This is a genomic window from Pedobacter sp. MR22-3, assembly GCF_026240075.1.
Classification (GTDB): Bacteria; Bacteroidota; Bacteroidia; order Sphingobacteriales; family Sphingobacteriaceae; genus Pedobacter.
In genome coordinates this window covers 606,030-623,691 of record NZ_JAPIVF010000004.1, presented here as the reverse complement: position 1 = coordinate 623,691, position 17,662 = coordinate 606,030, and the positions used below count along the sequence as shown (strand labels likewise).

14 protein-coding genes and 4 tRNA genes are annotated in these 17,662 nt (G+C 36.6%); 12 read left to right on the top strand and 6 right to left on the bottom strand.

The genetic code is table 11. From position 1 onward, the window contains the following. The first annotated feature begins 124 nt into the window (after nt 1-124). Nucleotides 125-1,762 (top strand): hypothetical protein, encoded by a 1,638-nt coding sequence (locus tag OQ267_RS12520; protein WP_265836174.1) that lies wholly within the window; start codon nt 125-127, stop codon nt 1,760-1,762. 636 nt (nt 1,763-2,398) lie between these two features. Then, a complete protein-coding gene (locus OQ267_RS12515) occupies nt 2,399-5,653 on the top strand; it encodes a TonB-dependent receptor (protein WP_265836173.1) in 3,255 nt (1,084 codons plus the stop codon). A 52-nt stretch (nt 5,654-5,705) separates the two neighbouring features. Here OQ267_RS12515 and OQ267_RS12510 read toward each other — a convergent pair whose 3' ends face one another. From OQ267_RS12510 to OQ267_RS12490, 5 genes are all read right to left on the bottom strand, one after another. Next, the gene (locus tag OQ267_RS12510) at nt 5,706-6,017 is read right to left on the bottom strand and encodes a hypothetical protein (RefSeq protein WP_265836172.1); all 312 of its coding nucleotides are present in this window, start codon (nt 6,015-6,017) and stop codon (nt 5,706-5,708) included. Nucleotides 6,018-6,181: 164 nt separating this feature from the next. After that, entirely contained in the window at nt 6,182-6,457 is a 276-nt protein-coding gene (locus OQ267_RS12505; protein WP_265836171.1) for a hypothetical protein, read from the bottom strand. Between the two features lie 115 nt (nt 6,458-6,572). Continuing rightward, on the bottom strand, nt 6,573-7,730 hold the full coding sequence (locus tag OQ267_RS12500) for a hypothetical protein (protein ID WP_265836170.1): 1,158 nt from the start codon (nt 7,728-7,730) through the stop codon (nt 6,573-6,575). A 175-nt stretch (nt 7,731-7,905) separates the two neighbouring features. Beyond that, on the bottom strand, nt 7,906-8,718 hold the full coding sequence (locus tag OQ267_RS12495; RefSeq protein WP_265836169.1) for a 1-acyl-sn-glycerol-3-phosphate acyltransferase: 813 nt from the start codon (nt 8,716-8,718) through the stop codon (nt 7,906-7,908). A gap of 330 nt (nt 8,719-9,048) precedes the next feature. Continuing rightward, entirely contained in the window at nt 9,049-10,800 is a 1,752-nt protein-coding gene (locus OQ267_RS12490; RefSeq protein ID WP_088302938.1) for a lysophospholipid acyltransferase family protein, read from the bottom strand. 96 nt (nt 10,801-10,896) lie between these two features. Here OQ267_RS12490 and OQ267_RS12485 point away from each other — a divergent pair, with 96 nt between their 5' ends. Beyond that, nucleotides 10,897-11,796 carry a ComEA family DNA-binding protein gene (locus OQ267_RS12485; protein ID WP_265836168.1) on the top strand — a complete coding sequence of 300 codons (900 nt, stop codon included), beginning with the start codon at nt 10,897-10,899 and terminating at the stop codon, nt 11,794-11,796. 267 nt (nt 11,797-12,063) lie between these two features. Continuing rightward, on the top strand, nt 12,064-13,218 hold the full coding sequence (locus tag OQ267_RS12480; RefSeq protein WP_265836167.1) for an acyl-CoA dehydrogenase family protein: 1,155 nt from the start codon (nt 12,064-12,066) through the stop codon (nt 13,216-13,218). Nucleotides 13,219-13,440: 222 nt separating this feature from the next. Here the strand turns inward: OQ267_RS12480 and OQ267_RS12475 are convergent, their stop codons facing one another. After that, on the bottom strand, nt 13,441-13,827 hold the full coding sequence (locus OQ267_RS12475; protein WP_088302935.1) for a hypothetical protein: 387 nt from the start codon (nt 13,825-13,827) through the stop codon (nt 13,441-13,443). Between the two features lie 169 nt (nt 13,828-13,996). Between OQ267_RS12475 and rpsU the strand changes: the two genes are divergently transcribed. The 8 genes from rpsU (at nt 13,997) to tuf (ending at nt 17,644) form a co-directional block, all read left to right on the top strand. Then, nucleotides 13,997-14,191, top strand: a complete 195-nt coding sequence (rpsU, locus tag OQ267_RS12470; protein ID WP_010601088.1) for a 30S ribosomal protein S21 — start codon at nt 13,997-13,999, stop codon at nt 14,189-14,191. A gap of 157 nt (nt 14,192-14,348) precedes the next feature. Continuing rightward, entirely contained in the window at nt 14,349-15,233 is an 885-nt protein-coding gene (locus OQ267_RS12465; protein ID WP_265836166.1) for a tyrosine-type recombinase/integrase, read from the top strand. A 15-nt stretch (nt 15,234-15,248) separates the two neighbouring features. Beyond that, nucleotides 15,249-15,596, top strand: a complete 348-nt coding sequence (gene hpf, locus OQ267_RS12460) for a ribosome hibernation-promoting factor, HPF/YfiA family (RefSeq protein WP_088302933.1) — start codon at nt 15,249-15,251, stop codon at nt 15,594-15,596. 230 nt (nt 15,597-15,826) lie between these two features. Continuing rightward, nucleotides 15,827-15,899 (top strand) — tRNA-Thr (locus OQ267_RS12455). 37 nt (nt 15,900-15,936) lie between these two features. Next, nucleotides 15,937-16,019: transfer RNA gene (locus tag OQ267_RS12450), tRNA-Tyr, on the top strand. A gap of 89 nt (nt 16,020-16,108) precedes the next feature. Beyond that, nucleotides 16,109-16,181 (top strand) — tRNA-Gly (locus OQ267_RS12445). Between the two features lie 84 nt (nt 16,182-16,265). Further along, a tRNA-Thr gene (locus tag OQ267_RS12440) sits at nt 16,266-16,337 on the top strand. Between the two features lie 119 nt (nt 16,338-16,456). Further along, complete coding sequence (gene tuf / locus OQ267_RS12435) at nt 16,457-17,644, top strand: elongation factor Tu (RefSeq protein ID WP_029283239.1); 1,188 nt, start codon at nt 16,457-16,459, stop codon at nt 17,642-17,644. Nucleotides 17,645-17,662 lie beyond the last annotated feature (18 nt).

Here is a 17,662-nt window from a genome sequence, read left to right as displayed (position 1 = left end):
GATAGCGATATCTGGCCTTTTTGCATTTTATTAATTATTTAAAAGTAAACTTAATTGTTAATAAATGTATTATTAATAATTATATGTTTACAGTGATTTAATATGTTAATACTATTATTGATCTATGGAAAATTTAAAAAGCAAAACACTCAAAATTACAATGATTGTTGTTTTAGGAGTTGCAACCTTTATGTTCGGTTGCAAAAAAGAAATTAAACCCATTTTAGCAACTGCCAACCTAAAGATACCTGATAAAATGGCAGTTATTCCAACTCATGTATTTGACTGGGAAACAGCTGATTATATGCCAACTCCATCTGGTTCAAGCCCTATTCTGGTTCCATGGGCATCTGGAAGTAATCAGTTGTTCCCCAATGAGATCGCTTTCGATTTTAAAAAGGCTGATGGCTGGAACTTGGTGTACAATACATTTAGTCCGACACAATTGACCACACCTAATTTTTTTGCACTTTATAATAAGTACAGAGGGATAATACGTTTTTACCTTTATCTCCCTCCGGGAAGCCCTTATGCATCCTCTTACTTCAGTGATGGATTAGGGATATCTGGAGAATTTCCATCTTCAATAATGAATTTTTCTAAAGAAATTATTGATCCTGAAAATGTTCAAAAATCTGTAACTAAAATTCAAAATTATCAAATTTTATCAACTGGCGCTTGGTATGCTTGTCAATACGAAGTAGCATATGATCCAACTATTGTGAATTCAAATCATGAGAATTTAAATTTCGTTTGGAATGTATCTTCAACGAATTTATCACAAATTGTCCTAAATGGAGTTTCTAACGGAACTCTAAACGGTACTGTAGGTACAGCTACATCTGGCGGATTTAATTTGGGTAGCCTATTAGGAAATTTAGGAAACACGGCTATACATGTTGCTGGTTTTAAAGCTATAGATAAGCTAAAATTACCTAAATCAAAAATATTTGGAACGGATGTAACAAAAGCTATAGAAGATGGCGTGAAAGGGGGATTATCAGGTGCGGTAAAAGGTTTTTTCAGCGCAATATTAGGAGGCAGTGCTACTAGTCCACAAGTTGTAGATTTAAAATTGAAAGTAGAGACAAATTTAACTGGATCAATAACAAGTAACAGTGGTATCGTAAGTACAACCTTGGCTATGCCCGGATCTGCAAATGCCAATACGCCAGGATACCTCCCTAGCTACAACAAAGTCTTAGGCGTAGTGGATTTTTCATTAGCCCCTGAACTATTTGTAACAAATCAAAAGGTAATAACGTATGAGTCTGGATCATCTAGCACAAATCCAAAATACATTGTTGATTACAGTGTTGCTTTACACCATGGATTGCTTGGATATCAACCACCAACAAATCCAGAAGTTACAAGCGATGGGACCACCGTCAAAGTTACCAGGATTGATGTACTTGTTCCCTACAAACAAAGATATGAAAGCAATGGCCCTCCCTCCGAAAAAACTACGATAGAGCGATTTTTGGATAGAACAGATCCAGCGTATGGCTTGCCAGAAAATTACGGAAAAGAAATTATCGGAGATGAAATCTATGCATATGGTAGCAATACTAGCACAGGAACTAAAACTTCGATCCAGTTTAAGGTTCAGCACCGTCAGGATTATACTATGGGAACAACCTACTATAATGCTAGCGATCTTGAGGGAATCCGAATTCGCTATACCATCTTAGTAACACCAAGCAACGGTTCCCAACCAGTAACCATAATAAAAACAGTTAAGCCAACCATAAATTTCGTTTAGTAGTTTTAAAGAAGTAATATTTCGTTATAATAGATGTTTACCTTATTGATTTCATAGATTATAAAATTAGTCTCATAATCTGTAAAGGAATATGAAATAAATATTGGCACTACTGCGACTATAGGTTTATGTTGGGATCTAAGAACTTAGGGGGGCATAAGTAATCAAGTCAACGTCTGATCTTAGATTATCAACTATTAAGACAAATATCTATTTTTAATTATTTAACAAATTAAATAAAAATCATATTTTAGAATTACAGAATCTCACTGAAAGAGGATTAGAAATAAATATGAATAATGCTATTTAATAGAGAGCAAGTGCTCTGAGTTTAAAGCCGAAACTTCCATGTTTCGGCTTTTTTTGTTCAAAGTGCAACATAAAAAGCTATCAAACCGAGATTTGGTTTTGATACTTTGGGAAAAATTCAATCTTCATGAAATCTTCATCTTTCAAAAGTAGTTTTAGTCCTTCATATAACCCGCTTTTAGGTCGCCCAATCGGGTGTTAAGAAACTGTGTCCCATGTATTTCTGAATTATTTATTTAATGTTAAATAAGACGTAATAATTAATTTTTAATTAACATTAGGTTAACATCACTGTTGTTGCTTTGTACCAAACAAAAACAACAGAAAATGAAATCGCGTTTACTATTTTTATTTAGTATTTTAGTGTTGTTTGTTACCGCTGCTCATGCACAGGTCACAACAGCCAGTTTAAATGGAAAAATTAAAGATGAGAAAGGGATTATTCCGGGGGCTACCATTGTGGTTGTTCATGTCCCTACCGGAACAGTCTCTAAAGCTTCATCAAATGAAACAGGGCTATACCGCATCGGAAACTTAAATCCCGGTGGTCCCTATAAAATCACCGTAACTTATGTAGGTTACAGTCCGGTAGTGAAAGACAATATCTATTTAGCGCTGGGTGCTGATCAGAAACTGGATATTGATATTCAGGAACAGGGCAGTCAGCTGGCTGATGTGAGTGTAAAAGGACAAAAAGGCCCGACAAAATCCGGTGCCGGTACTAGCATTGGTGAAGGTCAGATTAAAACAATGCCAACCATGAACCGGAGTTTACAGGATGTTACCCGGGTAACCCCACAAGGCAGTAAAGACAATACCTTTGGCGGAACCAATTTCAGGTATAATAACGTCACTATTGATGGTGCGATTAACAATGATGCCATTGGTTTTAGCCCATCTCTGGGCGGACAAAGTGGTAGTTCGGGCATGCCGGGAAGCAGTACCCGTACCAATCCGGTATCGTTAGATGCGATTCAGGATGTAACTGTACTTTTATCTCCTTATGATGTGAAAGTAGGTAACTTTTTAGGGGGAAGTATCAATGCCGTAACCCGTGGTGGTACAAATGATGTCACCGGATCTGTTTATGGTTATGGCCGTAATGCTTCATTAATCGGCAGAAATAAAATAGGGGATAACAGCAAAGAGCCTTCTGCTTTTCACGATTATCAAACTGGCTTCCGTGTAGGCTTCCCAATTATTAAAGATAAATTGTTCTTTTTTACCAATGAGGAAATTACCCGCCGTCAGGATCCGGTAATTTTAGGTGCAGGTTCTCCTGATGGTATTATTTCATTATCTCAGGCCCAACAAATTTCAGATCGCATGAAAAATGCATATGGTTTAGATGCTGGTGCTTATGGTGATTATAACATTTACTCTCAATCTAACAAGTTCTTTAATCGTTTAGATTGGAACATCAGTGAGAGTACACAGTTGACCATCAGAAACAATACCATCGTTTCAAAGGCAACCAATTTAGAAAGAGATCAGTCTAACTTCAGGTTTGGAGGAATTGATTTTAAACAGAACAATAATCAGAGTTCAACCGTTGCTGATTTAAAAACAAGGTTTAACAATTCTGCTACCAATAACCTGATTTTAGGTTATTCAACTGTACACGATTTCCGTACACCTCTTTCTGATCCTGCTATTCCACAAATTGAGATTGGCTCTAGTGGTGGTACTATTTTCCTGGGTACAGATAGAGAAGCAAGTATTTTTAATATGAAACAAAATACTTTTGAGTTAACGGATAACTATTCATTCAGCAAAGGCATCCATAATTTTACGGTAGGTACGCACAATGAATTTTATAAAATAAACTACGGTTTTGTGAATGCATGGAATGGTAGGGTAGCTTATGATACGGTTGACGACTTTCTGAATAACAGACCGAAAAGGGTTCGTACCAGCTTTGATTATGCTGATAACTCACGCGATAATATTATTGCCAATCCGACTGCTAAATTCAATGTTAATCTTTATAGCGCTTACGGACAGGATGAAATGCGTTTAAGTGATAAATTTAAACTTACCTTAGGTTTGCGTTTCGATATGGCTGATTTACCAACCATGCCAACTTTGAGTAATAAAACGACCAACTCACCAGTTGATCCAAATTATGGTACAACCTATACTTATACGCAACCCTCAGCCATTAATAACAAGTTTCTAAACAAAATTCAGATTTCACCAAGATTAGGTTTTAATTTCGATGCATTGGGTGATCAAAGCTTGATTGTACGCGGTGGTAGTGGTTTATTTACCAGTCGTGTACCTTTTGCCTGGTTAGGTTACGCTTATTACAATAATGGTGTAAATTATGGTGCTTATGATCTTAAACCTGCAAGCGGAAATAAATCTGTAACCCAGGTTGCAGGTAGTGATCCGATTAAAGATGCTTTAAACGGAAACGGCGAAGCCGGATATGCAGCCAAGCAGGGTGTAAATATCAATGATGCCAATGGTGCAACTCAGGTTGATTTAGTGGATAATAATTTCAAAATGCCTAAGGCCTGGAGAACTAACTTAGCCTTTGATTTCAAAACCCAGGATAACTGGAAGTTTACTGTAGAGGGTATTTACAGCAAGGTTATTCAGGATGTTGCTTTCCAGCAAATTAACTATGTAGATAATCCAACTTATATGGCTTATGATACACAGCACCAGCAGCCCATTTATTCCGGAGCAAAAATTAATTCAAAATATACAAACGCTTATCTATTGTCAAATACCGATAAAGGATATAAATATTCCTTAACTGGTCAGGTAAGTAAATCTTTACCTTTTGGTTTAGATGTAATGGTTGCCTACACTTATGGTCAGTCTAAAGATATTGCCAACGGTATCCGTAACTCCATGGAATCTAACTGGCAGTTAAATCAGGCCTTAAGTCCGAATAACCCAGGTTTGGCTTATTCTAACTTTGATGTACGTAACCGGATTATTTCAACCTTAAATTACAGGTTAGACTGGGCTAAAAACAATAAGTATGTAAGTAACTTCTCCATCTTCTTTAGTGCACAGTCCGGTGCTCCTTATTCTTTAGGATTTGTAAATGCTACGGTAAATAATACTGGACAAACAGTTGGTTTAGTTTATATCCCGGCTGTTGGTGAAACTTCGAAATTCTTTTCTTCAGCCAATCAGGCACAGGCAGCAGCATTTGATGCATACATAGACGGAGATAAATATCTGAGTACCCGCAGGGGCCAGTTCACAGAGCGTAACGGTGCACGTACACCATGGAACGTTCAGGCTGATTTCAGATTCTCTCAGGATATTCAGGTCGCACAAGGAAAACATCCTCATGTTTTAACCTTAACTTATGATATTGTGAACTTAACCAATCTGGTAAATAAGAATTGGGGTATCCAGTATTTCTCTCCGAATACATTCAATTCAATGGCGAATGTTGGATTATCTCTTGAGAAAGATGCTGCTGGAAAAGTAATTTCTGCAGGTAATGCAACTACTTATCCTAGTTACACATTTAATAAGGGGAACGTTACTTCTTATTCGAGAGACTTTTTTGCATCACGTTATCAGATGCAACTGGGATTGAGATATAGTTTCTAATAGCTGATTATAAACAAAAATGCCCTGCTGATTAAAACCAGCAGGGCATTTTTTATGCTTTTAATTCCGGCGCTTCCACTACCGGCGTTTTTATTTTTTTTGCTATGGCGGGCTTAACCGCTTTTTCTTTCACTACAACATCTACTTCTTCTTTTATAAATGGTTCGATCGAATCATCTGCAGGTTTCAGGTTGATTTTTTTTGAAAGACGTTTGGCGAATTTCTCTATTACCTGCTCCGTTTTCTTTGCCTTTCCAAACTGCGCCAGAACCTCGTTAAATGCAGTTGTTAGTTTAGTTTCTATTTCTTTACGTACTTTCTTGTTTGCCGAAATATTCTTCGACTTAGATTTGTGCTTTTTCATTTAACTTAATTAGGATTTATGCAAAGATAAAATATCGCTAAGTTAAATTAACATTATGATTATGTTAACAAAACCAGCTGAAGTTAACATGTAAAATATTTACTAAAGATTACTGAAAACCATTTATCGGCTCAGCATTAATACAAGAAAATGCGAAAAAATAATTAAAACTTGGTCCCTTCAGCGATACTGCCACCTAAATCCATCGTATTTTGAAAGGCGTCTAAATATCCTAATAAATGCCTTTCGGCAGTGGCATACGAGGTAAATGTAGAATTTGGAATATTTGCATCTGCACTACTATTGTTTTTAAAATGCAAACTGATTTGAAAAGTAAAGCTATTTTCATCATTCACTGGTGACATAATTCTTGCCTTAACCGGATGTTCATGGATGAGGACAAAAAACTCTTTTAGTATGTTATATATAATAGCCGACATTGCAATTAATTTAAGTAAGGGCTAAAGTAGATTAAAAGGCGAACAGTTCAGTCTTCTTAGTAATAAGATAACTTTGAGTTAACATAAAATTAAAGTTAATTTTATGTTGGTCTGCTTAATTAGCAGTTCTTTTTGGTTCATAAGCATATACAATTTCATATTTGCTATGCTTCAGACTGGAGGAAATCTGTCCGATTTTTAAATCCCGAATTTGCGGTGTAGGTTCACAAAATGAATACTGCCGGCCATTATAGTAAAGGGTATTGCCCACAGGCTTATCCAGGTTTACAGCAATGGTTAAATGTTCAGGATAAAGTACGGCCACCATGGGTAAGTTATAGATCTCTTTAACCAGGTAAAAGAAAAGGGCAGCCCGGTCATCACAATCACTGTATTGACTTAGCAGGGTTTGTTCAGGGGCATTGCGTTTCTCCTTTCCTAAATTTTCTCCGTCATCTTCATATAAAAATGCATAACGGGTAAAACGCATCAGGTAATCGATGCCGTTTTTTTGATCCATTTTCTTTAGGTTTTCCTTTAAAGTAGGAATTAAAGAACTATAGGTTTCTCTGCTTAACGGGATGTTAAAGTAACTTTCAAAATCTACGACGGGGTAATTCTTGAAAATGTTTTGTACTTCTTTGTTTACTTTTAATTTAAAGTGATAATTTTTTTGCCTGTAACTAAATTCGATGTTCTTATCCTCATAACCTTCCGGCTTGAAATCAGGCATCCGGGTTACTTTATATGAAAACTGATTTTTTGCTCCAGGGATTGCAATATCTATTGGTTTATAGGCATCAGCCTGTTTAAACAATTTCCCATAATCATGATAGTTTAAACACATATATTTTTTACGGTCGATCATAAAAAAAGGAATGTCACTGATGTCTTCCTCATTCCTGATATAAAATATTACCTGATTATTTCCTGTAGCCAACCGGGCGTCATAACCACATTTATTTAAAATAAACCATTTATATAATGTATAACGAAAATAGTTCTCTGATTTAGGACTGATTTGCTCAGCCACTTTACGGATGAGCTGGTAATAAATCCAGTCATTCAGGTGATGTTTTTCCTGGTAAGATTTAAGATTAGAAATTAAATCATCATAATGGGCTGTAGCTATCCTGGCGTAAAACTGCTTTACTTCGCCTGCTGAAGCCATTTCAGAAACGGGTACAGATAAAGAAGAATCGGCATTGAAATTAAAGGTGCCCTCATAAAAATCGAAAGAATAGTTTTGTCCCTTTACCGTAACGAGATTCATCGCAAGGCAAATGAACAAAAAGGTCTTTATAAAATATGTTGATATCCCGCTTTTCAAACCGCTCCATATTTGGTTATATTGAATTTACATATAATTAACCTAAAAGCAACAATTTCTTTATGTTAAACTGTTAGGCGAACTTAATAAGAAATTAATACAGGAATAGTTCAAGCATTTATTTATTCCCTTTTAAGGAATAAAGGCTGTTTCTAAGGTATTTTAATAATGAATGATTGCAATTTTTATAATCAATATCAATGAGTTTAATTGGTTTACCGATACTGATTTTTAATTGATGTCCGTTTTTATTAAATAATTCAGAGATGAGTTTAGCTGTTTGTAATGATGGATGGATTAATTTCAACAAGCTAAAGAAAATTCCATTATTACCATGAAAATAGATCGGTAAAACAGGAACATTTGCCTTCGAAATAATTTTGCCTACTACCGGATGCCATTCCTTGTCTGTAATTTGATTTTTTCTGAATTTATACGAAGAAACTTCACCTGCTGGAAAAATAGCCACCGGACTTCCATCTTTCAGCACTTTCAACGTTATTTTTAATCCGCTGATACTTGATGAATCCTGCACTTTTTCAAATGGATTAACAGCGATGATACATTTTTCCAGATTAGGTATTTTCTTTAGCAAAAAATTACCCATAAACATAGTGTCAGGGCGATGATTGGCAAGGGTACTTAATAAGGCTAAAGATTCTATCGCACCATATGGATGGTTTGCAATAGCGATAAAAGCACCATCCTTTGGGATATGCGCTAAATCTTCGTCACTCATTTGAATGCTTACCCCTAAAACATTTAGAATATGTTTAGCAAATTTTTCTCCTTCTAAAGAATTTGCATCCCTGATCATTCCATTGAAATTATTAATTTTCAAAAACCGCATTAAAAAGGAAGCAAGACCCGGAATAGGAACATTGCAAATGCCGGTTGCCTTAGCGAAATTTTCTTTTGAAATTACGTTCATAAATTACAGTTCAAAGTTTATTCAATTTGAAAACCAGATCTATAAAAATGATTTTTAATTTGAGCCATATAGAGGAAAAGGAACCCGTTATACTGATTAATAACTGGTTTAATCTAGCTCATGCAGCGTGATTAAAGATAGGAGAATAAGTGGGGTGATCAAGTTAATTCTTTGATAAGAAATTAATACAGCATATTTAATAAATAACATTTCATTAATACCAATTTAACAAGCCAGCTATACTTTTGTGATATAAATATTTGGTTAGTATTTATAAAGTTTAGGTTAGTTGATAATAAAAAACCCAGATGGATGTCTGGGTTTTTTATTTTATAAATTCTTTCCAAGTTTTTCAATCATCTCGGGTGGGATGTTATGGGTATCAACTACCAGGAAGCCATCTAAACAATCTGAAAATTTAGGATCAATATTAAAGGAGATAATTTTTGCATTTAAATTCATGTATTGCCTTAACAAAACCGGAATTTTAATGTGTGAATTTTCAATGTCGCCAATTATACTATCCAGGTCTTTAAAAGATTCGCTGCTATCCACCAAAGTGTCTGTAGAAATGGGTAAAAGATCTGCTTTAAATTTATTCCGTGGTTTTACATATTTGGCCATTTCATAATCGAAATGATTTTTAGTAATGTAATCCACAATCAAAGCTTTACTAAATTTAGAAAAGTTGTTGCTGATACTTACCGGACCAAACATATAACGGTATTGCGGATTATCCAGCAGGTATTTTAAAATCCCCTTCCATAACAAAAAGAGGGGCAGGGGTTTGCCCTGATATTCTTTTCTGATCCAGGATCTGCCCAGTTCAATACCCTGTTTCAGCATGGGATAAAACTGATCTTTTATTTTAAAAAGCTCAGAAAGGTAAAAACCCCGGCGACCCATGCTTTCTAAAATCTCATCGCCTTTGCCAATACGATAGGCACCAACAATATTTTCTAAATCGCGGTCCCAGATAAATAAGTGATTGTAATAGATATCATAGTTATCGAGATCTATTTTTTTGTTTGTCCCTTCTCCAACTTCGCGGAAAGTGATTTCCCTTAAACGCCCGATTTCCCTTAAAATATTGGGGATTTTAAGCGTAGGCACAATATAAACTTCATAATTTTTTTCAGTCCATACTTTAAAATCCTCAAGTGTTTCCACTTCGGCTTTAATTAAAACCCTGGAAGTTTCTTCGATCACTTCAGCAGGTTTCTTTCTAATTTTAAAAAGGTTGAGCGGATTAAAAAGTTTCTTTTCGGTATCCAACCCGATGCCCAGTGCATAAGTACGGGCCCTTAAAAAATCCATCAACTTATTGCTGCTGTTCATATGTGATACTTCAGCCGGCGCAATTGGTTTTCCGATTCTCACCTTAATGGTTAAACCTTGTTTATTTAAAAATTCTGATGGGAGCTTCGCTGTTCTTAAAGTAGGATGAATGAAACTCAGGATATTAAATAGGACACCGTTATTGCCATGAAAATAGATGGGAACAACCGGAACCTTTGCTTTCGCAATCAGTTTTCCAACCACAGGATGCCACATTCTATCGGTAACCTGCTGGGCATCCAGTTTAAAAGTTGATACTTCGCCGGCAGGAAAAATGCCGATTGGTGTGCCGCTTCTCAGTAAATCAAAAGTGGTTTTTAGTCCGCTGATACTTGATGAATGCTGTACATTTTCGAAAGGATTAACCGCAACGAAAAATTCATCGAGATTGGGGATCTTTTTTAAAATAAAATTAACCATAACCTTTGCATCAGGCCGAACGGTACATAACAATTTAACGAGTGCAAGTCCTTCCACACCGCCATAAGGGTGATTGGCAATGGCAATAAATGGTCCTGTTTTTGGAATGCAGTTTAAGTCATCTTCATCAAACTCAATGGCCACACCAATAGTTTCCAATATTTTATCTACAAATTCTAGTCCTTTAAAATGTTGATTTTGAGCAAAAACATCGTTAATGTCATTCAGTTTCATGAGTTCCATCATTAAGCCTGCTAAACCCGGCACACCGAGCTTATCGATCTTAGTTGCTTTGGCAAACTCAGATGTAGTTATGATCTTCATATAAAATATAGGTAGTTGACAGGCAAAATCCAAATTGTTTTGCGATCCCAAAAATAAGATTTATATTCAAATAAAAATGTCATAACATCAATCATCATGAGAATTTGGCTGAATAAGTATTTCGGTTTTAGTAAAAGCGAATTTAACGGATTGCTTTTTTTGCTGTTAATTTTATGCCTTATTAAAAGCATACCTTATATATATGATTATTTTAAACCGGTTGAAAAAGATCATCCCGGCCTGCTTGCACAGCTTCAGAAAATTAAACTAACCGAAGACAAAAAAATTGATGCCGGTAAATATGCGAATGGTGTTGAATGGAAAAAACGAAAGGAAAACCTCTTTAATTTTGATCCGAATACACTAAGTACGGATGGTTGGCAAAGCTTAGGTTTGTCGCTGAAACAGGCGAAATCTATTGTTAATTATACCCAAAAGGGCGGGAAGTTTTACAAACCGGAAGATTTACAGAAAATGTATGTCATTTCGCCGGAACGATATGCCAAACTCCTTCCCTTCGTTCAGATAAAAAAGAATGCTGTTGCTGATTTGCAAAAGAATATGGTTGATGAAAGAAAGGTATACGTGAAAAAGCCATTACAAATTATTGATATCAATACGGCTGATTCGGCCCAACTGGATGAGATTAAGGGGATAGGTGGCGTATTTGCCACGCGGATTTTAAAGTATCGGGAACGATTGGGCGGTTTCCATAAAAAGGAACAGCTTCTGGAAATATACGGCCTGGATTCTATTAAATACAATGAAATTAAAGATCAGGTTTCATTAAGCCGTATTGCTTTAAAAGTGGTCAATATCAATACTGCACAATTTAACGACTTAAAAACAAATCCATACCTTTCCTATAGGCAGATTAATGCCATCATTCAATACCGAAAACAACATGGCGACTATGCTGATATCTCCGATTTAAAAAAGATTGCGATTCTGAATCAAAAGGTAATTGATCAGATCACACCTTATCTATCCTTTTAATTTTTTGAATTTTGGGGATTAAAATCCTGTAAAACCAAAAAGCAGGTTTCAGATTTTATTTACCTGAACCCTGGATTTATCAGCTTATTTAGCCCGGGTTGTAAAATAATTAAAAAAACTTTTCCGCTTAATTTCAAGCTTTAAAATTCATCAATAAACAAATTGTACTAAATACCATTTCATTATGTAACAGCACAAATATTTAATGGTATTTAACCATCAGATATTTGTTTATCATTGCTGTAAACTAACTTAAATATAAACTCAATGAGTGTAAGCTTTAATTTTTCAGAGACAGAAACGCAGCAAAGTGTGAAGGCGATGGTTCGCGATTTTGCAGAGAAGAATATTCGCCCAAATATTATGGAATGGGATGAAGCGCAACACTTTCCCGTAGCGCTTTTTAAACAGCTTGGCGATTTAGGGTTAATGGGCGTTTTGGTTCCGGAAGAATACGGTGGTTCAGGTTTGGGCTACCAGGAATATGTAGATGTGATTGTAGAGGTGGCCAGGGTTTGTGGTTCTATCGGTTTATCATTGGCGGCACATAATTCACTTTGTACCGGTCATATTATGGCTTTTGCAAATGAAGAACAGAAACAAAAGTGGCTGCCAAAATTGGCTACCGCTGAATGGATTGGTGCCTGGGGGCTAACCGAGGCCAACACGGGTTCTGATGCTTTACGAATGATGACTACTGCCGTAGAAGATGGTGACGATTACATTATAAATGGTGCGAAAAACTGGATTACCCATGGAAAAAGCGGAGATATTGCGGTGGTGATGGTGAGAACGGGTGAGCAGGGAAGTTCAAAAGGAATTTCCGCCATTGCAGTGGAGCGTGGTACACCGGGTTTTTCTGCCGGGAAAAAAGAAAACAAACTGGGCATGCGGGCATCAGAAACCACAGAAATGATTTTTGATAACTGCAGGGTGCCTAAAGCCAATCTTTTAGGTCATGTGGGGGAAGGTTTTAAACAAGCCATGAAAGTTTTAGACGGCGGAAGAATATCTATTGCAGCATTGGCTTTAGGAATTGCAAAAGGTGCTTTTGATGCGGCCGTAGATTACTCCAAGCAACGTCAGCAATTTGGTCAGCCGATCTCCAGCTTTCAGGCGATTAGTTTTAAACTTGCTGATATGGCTACAGAGATTGAAGCAGCCGAGTTATTGATCCGGCAGGCAGCAGATTTAAAGAACAGGCATTTACCCATGACAAAGGAATCGGCGATGGCGAAATATTTTGCCTCAGAAGTTTCGGTAAGAGTGGCAACAGAGGCGGTACAGATTTTTGGTGGTTACGGCTATACAAAAGATTTTCCGGTAGAGAAATTTTATCGCGACAGTAAATTATGTACGATAGGCGAGGGCACGTCAGAAATTCAGAAGATTGTGATCGCCAGGGAAATATTATCGAGGTAGAGGGTTTGAAGGTAGAAGGTTTAGGGCCATATAGTGTTGAACCTTATCCCTAAGCCTTACGCTTTAAACCTTATTAATAAAAAGACCAAATATATAATACCTAATCCGGACGGTTTAATTACCTCCGGATTTTTTGTTTTTCTAAAACCAAGTTGCCTTCATCATGTTTTGGACTAAAGACTAAAGACTAAAGACTAAAGACTAAAGACTAAAGACTAAAGACTATTGCGGCATCTCTTTGGAAGAGATGATTCGATCAACGACATATACACTGAAACCTCGCCAAGGCAATGTGTTTTTATATTCTTTATAGTGCAGTTCATAAAACTTGCCGCTATTGGCCATCATCTGGTTCGCGATTTCATCGTTTGATATGGAGAACTCAAATTCATTGTTTTGAAGGGTGCCCATCTGTTTGGACCGGATGCCGCTCTGGATGAGTTTTCCTTCATACGTTTTAAAGAGGTAACCTTTTTTAACTACATAGTTTAGCTCACCTGCCTTCACGCCTTCTCCAAAAACGAAAAAATAGCGATAGTAGCAAATGGCTGCAATTACAATTACCAGCAGAACCCCAACAATAGCGATCACTTTTTTACCTGTTGTCATATATATCATGTATGTATAAATAAATGTAGTGAAACAAGGGAATAAATCACTGGCTAAAAAGAAATAAAATGTGATCAAAAATTTTCCTCATTATCAAATAATTACTTACATTTGCAACCCCGATAGGTAGGGGAAATTAAAAGACCACGAGAGGAGGTATTTCAGCGTTATGATCATTATCAACATTAAAGACGGCGAATCATTAGATAAAGCCCTAAAACGTTTCAAGAAAAAGTTTGAAAAAACTGGTGTATTGAGAGAACTGCGTAGTCGCCAGGCATACGAGAAGAAATCTGTTGCCCGTCGTACTGAAATTAAACATGCTGTTTACATTCAGAATATGAATCAAGACACAACTTCATAGTTGTTCAAGATATTTTTGTAAGAGCCTTTTGATGTTGCATCAAAAGGCTTTTTTTGTTTTATGGCCTTATTCATCATCTTATCTAAACAATTCATTAATCATTTCTTTATATCAAAACAATTTGTAACTTCATATTTATAGGCCTAAATGATGTGGAATGTTTATAGATAGTTTTATTACATATTTAACCCACGAGAAACGTTATTCCAAGCATACCGTTTCTTCCTACCTGGCTGATCTCAAACAGTTTGAATCTTATATCAGCATCACATACCAGTTAACGGTTCCTGAAATAAAATATAGTCATCTCCGGAGCTTCATGGTGGAGTTAATGGAAGAGAAGAGATCAGAAACCACCATTAACAGAAAAATATCGGCCCTGAAAAGTTTTTATAAGTTTTTGGTAAGGGAGGGGAAGCTGGAACAAAATCCCACGCTGCTGCTAAAAGCGCCGAAAATCCCAAAGCGGCTTCCTGTTTTTGTTGATGCGCTGAAAATGGATCAGCTGCTGGACTCTGAACATTATTTTGATGAAAGCTTTCCTTCTTTAAGGGATCACCTTGTGATAGAGCTACTTTTTGGCACGGGGATTCGTTTGTCTGAACTCCTATCACTGAAAGAAACAGATTTGGATGTTTATACAGGTACAATTAAAGTGTTGGGTAAACGGAATAAAGAAAGAATTATCCCTGTAAATAAACCGCTTATTAATCAGTTAAATACCTATATAGCACAAAAAAAGTTACAGGATTTTGATAACAATTTGTCAAACTTAATCGTTACCAATACAGGAGCTGCGGCTTATTCAAAATTAATATACCGCATTGTAACCTCATACCTAAACTACATATCCACCCATGAGAAAAGAAGTCCACACGTTCTGCGGCACAGTTACGCCACTTCTCTGTTAAATGCAGGAGCAGATTTAAATGCCATTAAAGAACTTTTGGGGCATGCCAGTTTAGCTGCAACCCAGGTTTACACACACAATTCAATCGAAAGATTAAAAACAATTTATAAACAAGCCCATCCAAAGGCATAAAAAAAAGGAGGAAAAATGAAAATCGGAGTTCAATCAATCCACTTCAGTGCAGATAGTAAGTTGTTAGCATTTATTCAGAAGAAAGCAAACAAGCTGGATCAGTTTTTTGACCAGATTATTAGCGGAGAAGTGTATTTAAAGCTAGAGAATGTAGAGGACGAGGCCAATAAAATCAGTGAGATTAAATTGATTGTGCCGGGGGGGACCCTCTTTGCTAAGGAACAATGTAAATCATTTGAAGAGGCTACCGATTTGGCAATTGAGTCGTTGAGGAAGCAGATTACGAAACACAAAGATAAAACGCGCGCAAAATTAAGTGAGCATAAAGCAATTTTAAGTGAAAGCGAAGCATCTGATTACTAAGTAAGTATTGCTTTAAAACATAAAATACAGAAATAGCGGACTAAAAAGTTCGCTATTTTTTTTCAAATTTATTTTGAACTGAAATATAAGTGTGTATATTTGCATTCCCTTTCGGAAACGGTGTTAAGCCAATCACAAAAGGGTTAGTTCTTTAAAAAGATAAACTTTTAAAAAAACACGTTAATAGTATGAAAAATGAAGATTTTTCGTATCATTGCACAAATTTAAAAGCCTCCTTAGCTCAGCTGGTAGAGCAACTGACTTGTAATCAGTAGGTCATTGGTTCGATTCCGATAGGAGGCTCTTTTTATTTTAAAGTGTTACATTTTAAGATAAAGTTGGGGAGATTCCAGAGCGGCCAAATGGGACAGACTGTAACTCTGTTATCGCAAGATTTCGAAGGTTCGAATCCTTCTCTCCCCACACCGAAAGGTTTGAATTTTGAATGAAAGATTGATAGAATGCTTGCCGTTCTTCATGGAGACATTCACTCATACAAGCATTTGGAAAAAGCGGAAGTAGCTCAGTTGGTAGAGCGATAGCCTTCCAAGCTATAGGTCGCGAGTTCGAACCTCGTCTTCCGCTCTTAAATAAGTTGAGTAGTTGGCAATTGGCAATTGGCGGTTTGCAGTTACTGTAACTGACGGCTGAAAACTGGGAACTAAATTAGCCGACTTAGCTCAGCGGTAGAGCACTTCCTTGGTAAGGAAGAGGTCATGGGTTCAATTCCCATAGTTGGCTCAGGTATAATAAAGCTTTGTTAAATCTGTTAAAGATACAGAAGAGGCAAGGTTTTTTGTGTTGGAAAAACAATAAATAAAAATAATAAAAAGTTAACCTACTAATTAGTTATAAATAAAATGGCAAAAGAAAAATTTGACCGCAGTAAACCGCACTTAAACATCGGTACAATCGGTCACGTCGATCACGGTAAAACAACTTTAACAGCAGCTATTACAAAAGTTTTGGCTGATGCAGGTTTATCTGAGGCACGTTCATTCGATTCAATTGACTCTGCTCCAGAGGAAAAAGAAAGAGGTATTACAATCAATACAGCTCACGTTGAGTATTCAACAGCTAACCGTCACTATGCACACGTTGACTGTCCAGGTCACGCGGATTACGTGAAAAACATGGTTACAGGTGCTGCTCAAATGGACGGTGCAATTATCGTTGTTGCTGCTACTGATGGTCCAATGCCACAAACCCGCGAGCACATCTTATTGGCTCGTCAGGTAGGTGTTCCTTCATTAGTTGTATTCATGAATAAAGTGGATATGGTTGATGATCCTGAATTATTAGAATTAGTTGAAATGGAAGTTCGTGAATTATTATCATTCTACGATTTCCCTGGAGATGACATTCCTGTAATCCAAGGTTCTGCATTAGGTGGATTAAACGGTGATGCTAAATGGGTGGAAAAAATTATGGAATTAATGGCTGCAGTTGATAGCTACATTCCAATTCCTCCACGTTTAACTGATCTTCCTTTCTTAATGCCTGTTGAAGATGTATTCTCAATTACTGGTCGTGGTACTGTTGCTACTGGTCGTATTGAGCGTGGTGTAATCAACTCCGGAGATCCGGTTGAGATCTTAGGTATGGGTGCTGAGAACTTAAAATCTACCGTAACTGGTGTAGAGATGTTCCGTAAAATTTTAGATTACGGTGAAGCTGGTGATAACGTAGGTTTATTATTACGTGGTATTGAGAAAACTGATATCCGTCGTGGTATGGTAATCTGTAAACCAGGTTCAGTAACTCCTCACACTGATTTCAAAGCTGAGATCTATGTATTATCAAAAGCAGAAGGTGGTCGTCACACGCCATTCTTCAACAAATATCGTCCTCAATTCTATTTCCGTACCACAGACGTAACTGGTGAGATTTCACTAGCTGAAGGAACTGAAATGGTAATGCCAGGTGATAACGTTACAATCACAGTTAAATTAATTAACGCGATTGCAATGGAAAAAGGTCTACGTTTCGCTATCCGTGAAGGTGGTAGAACAGTAGGTGCTGGTCAGGTAACTGAAATCTTAGCTTAATTTAAGCTAACAATAATA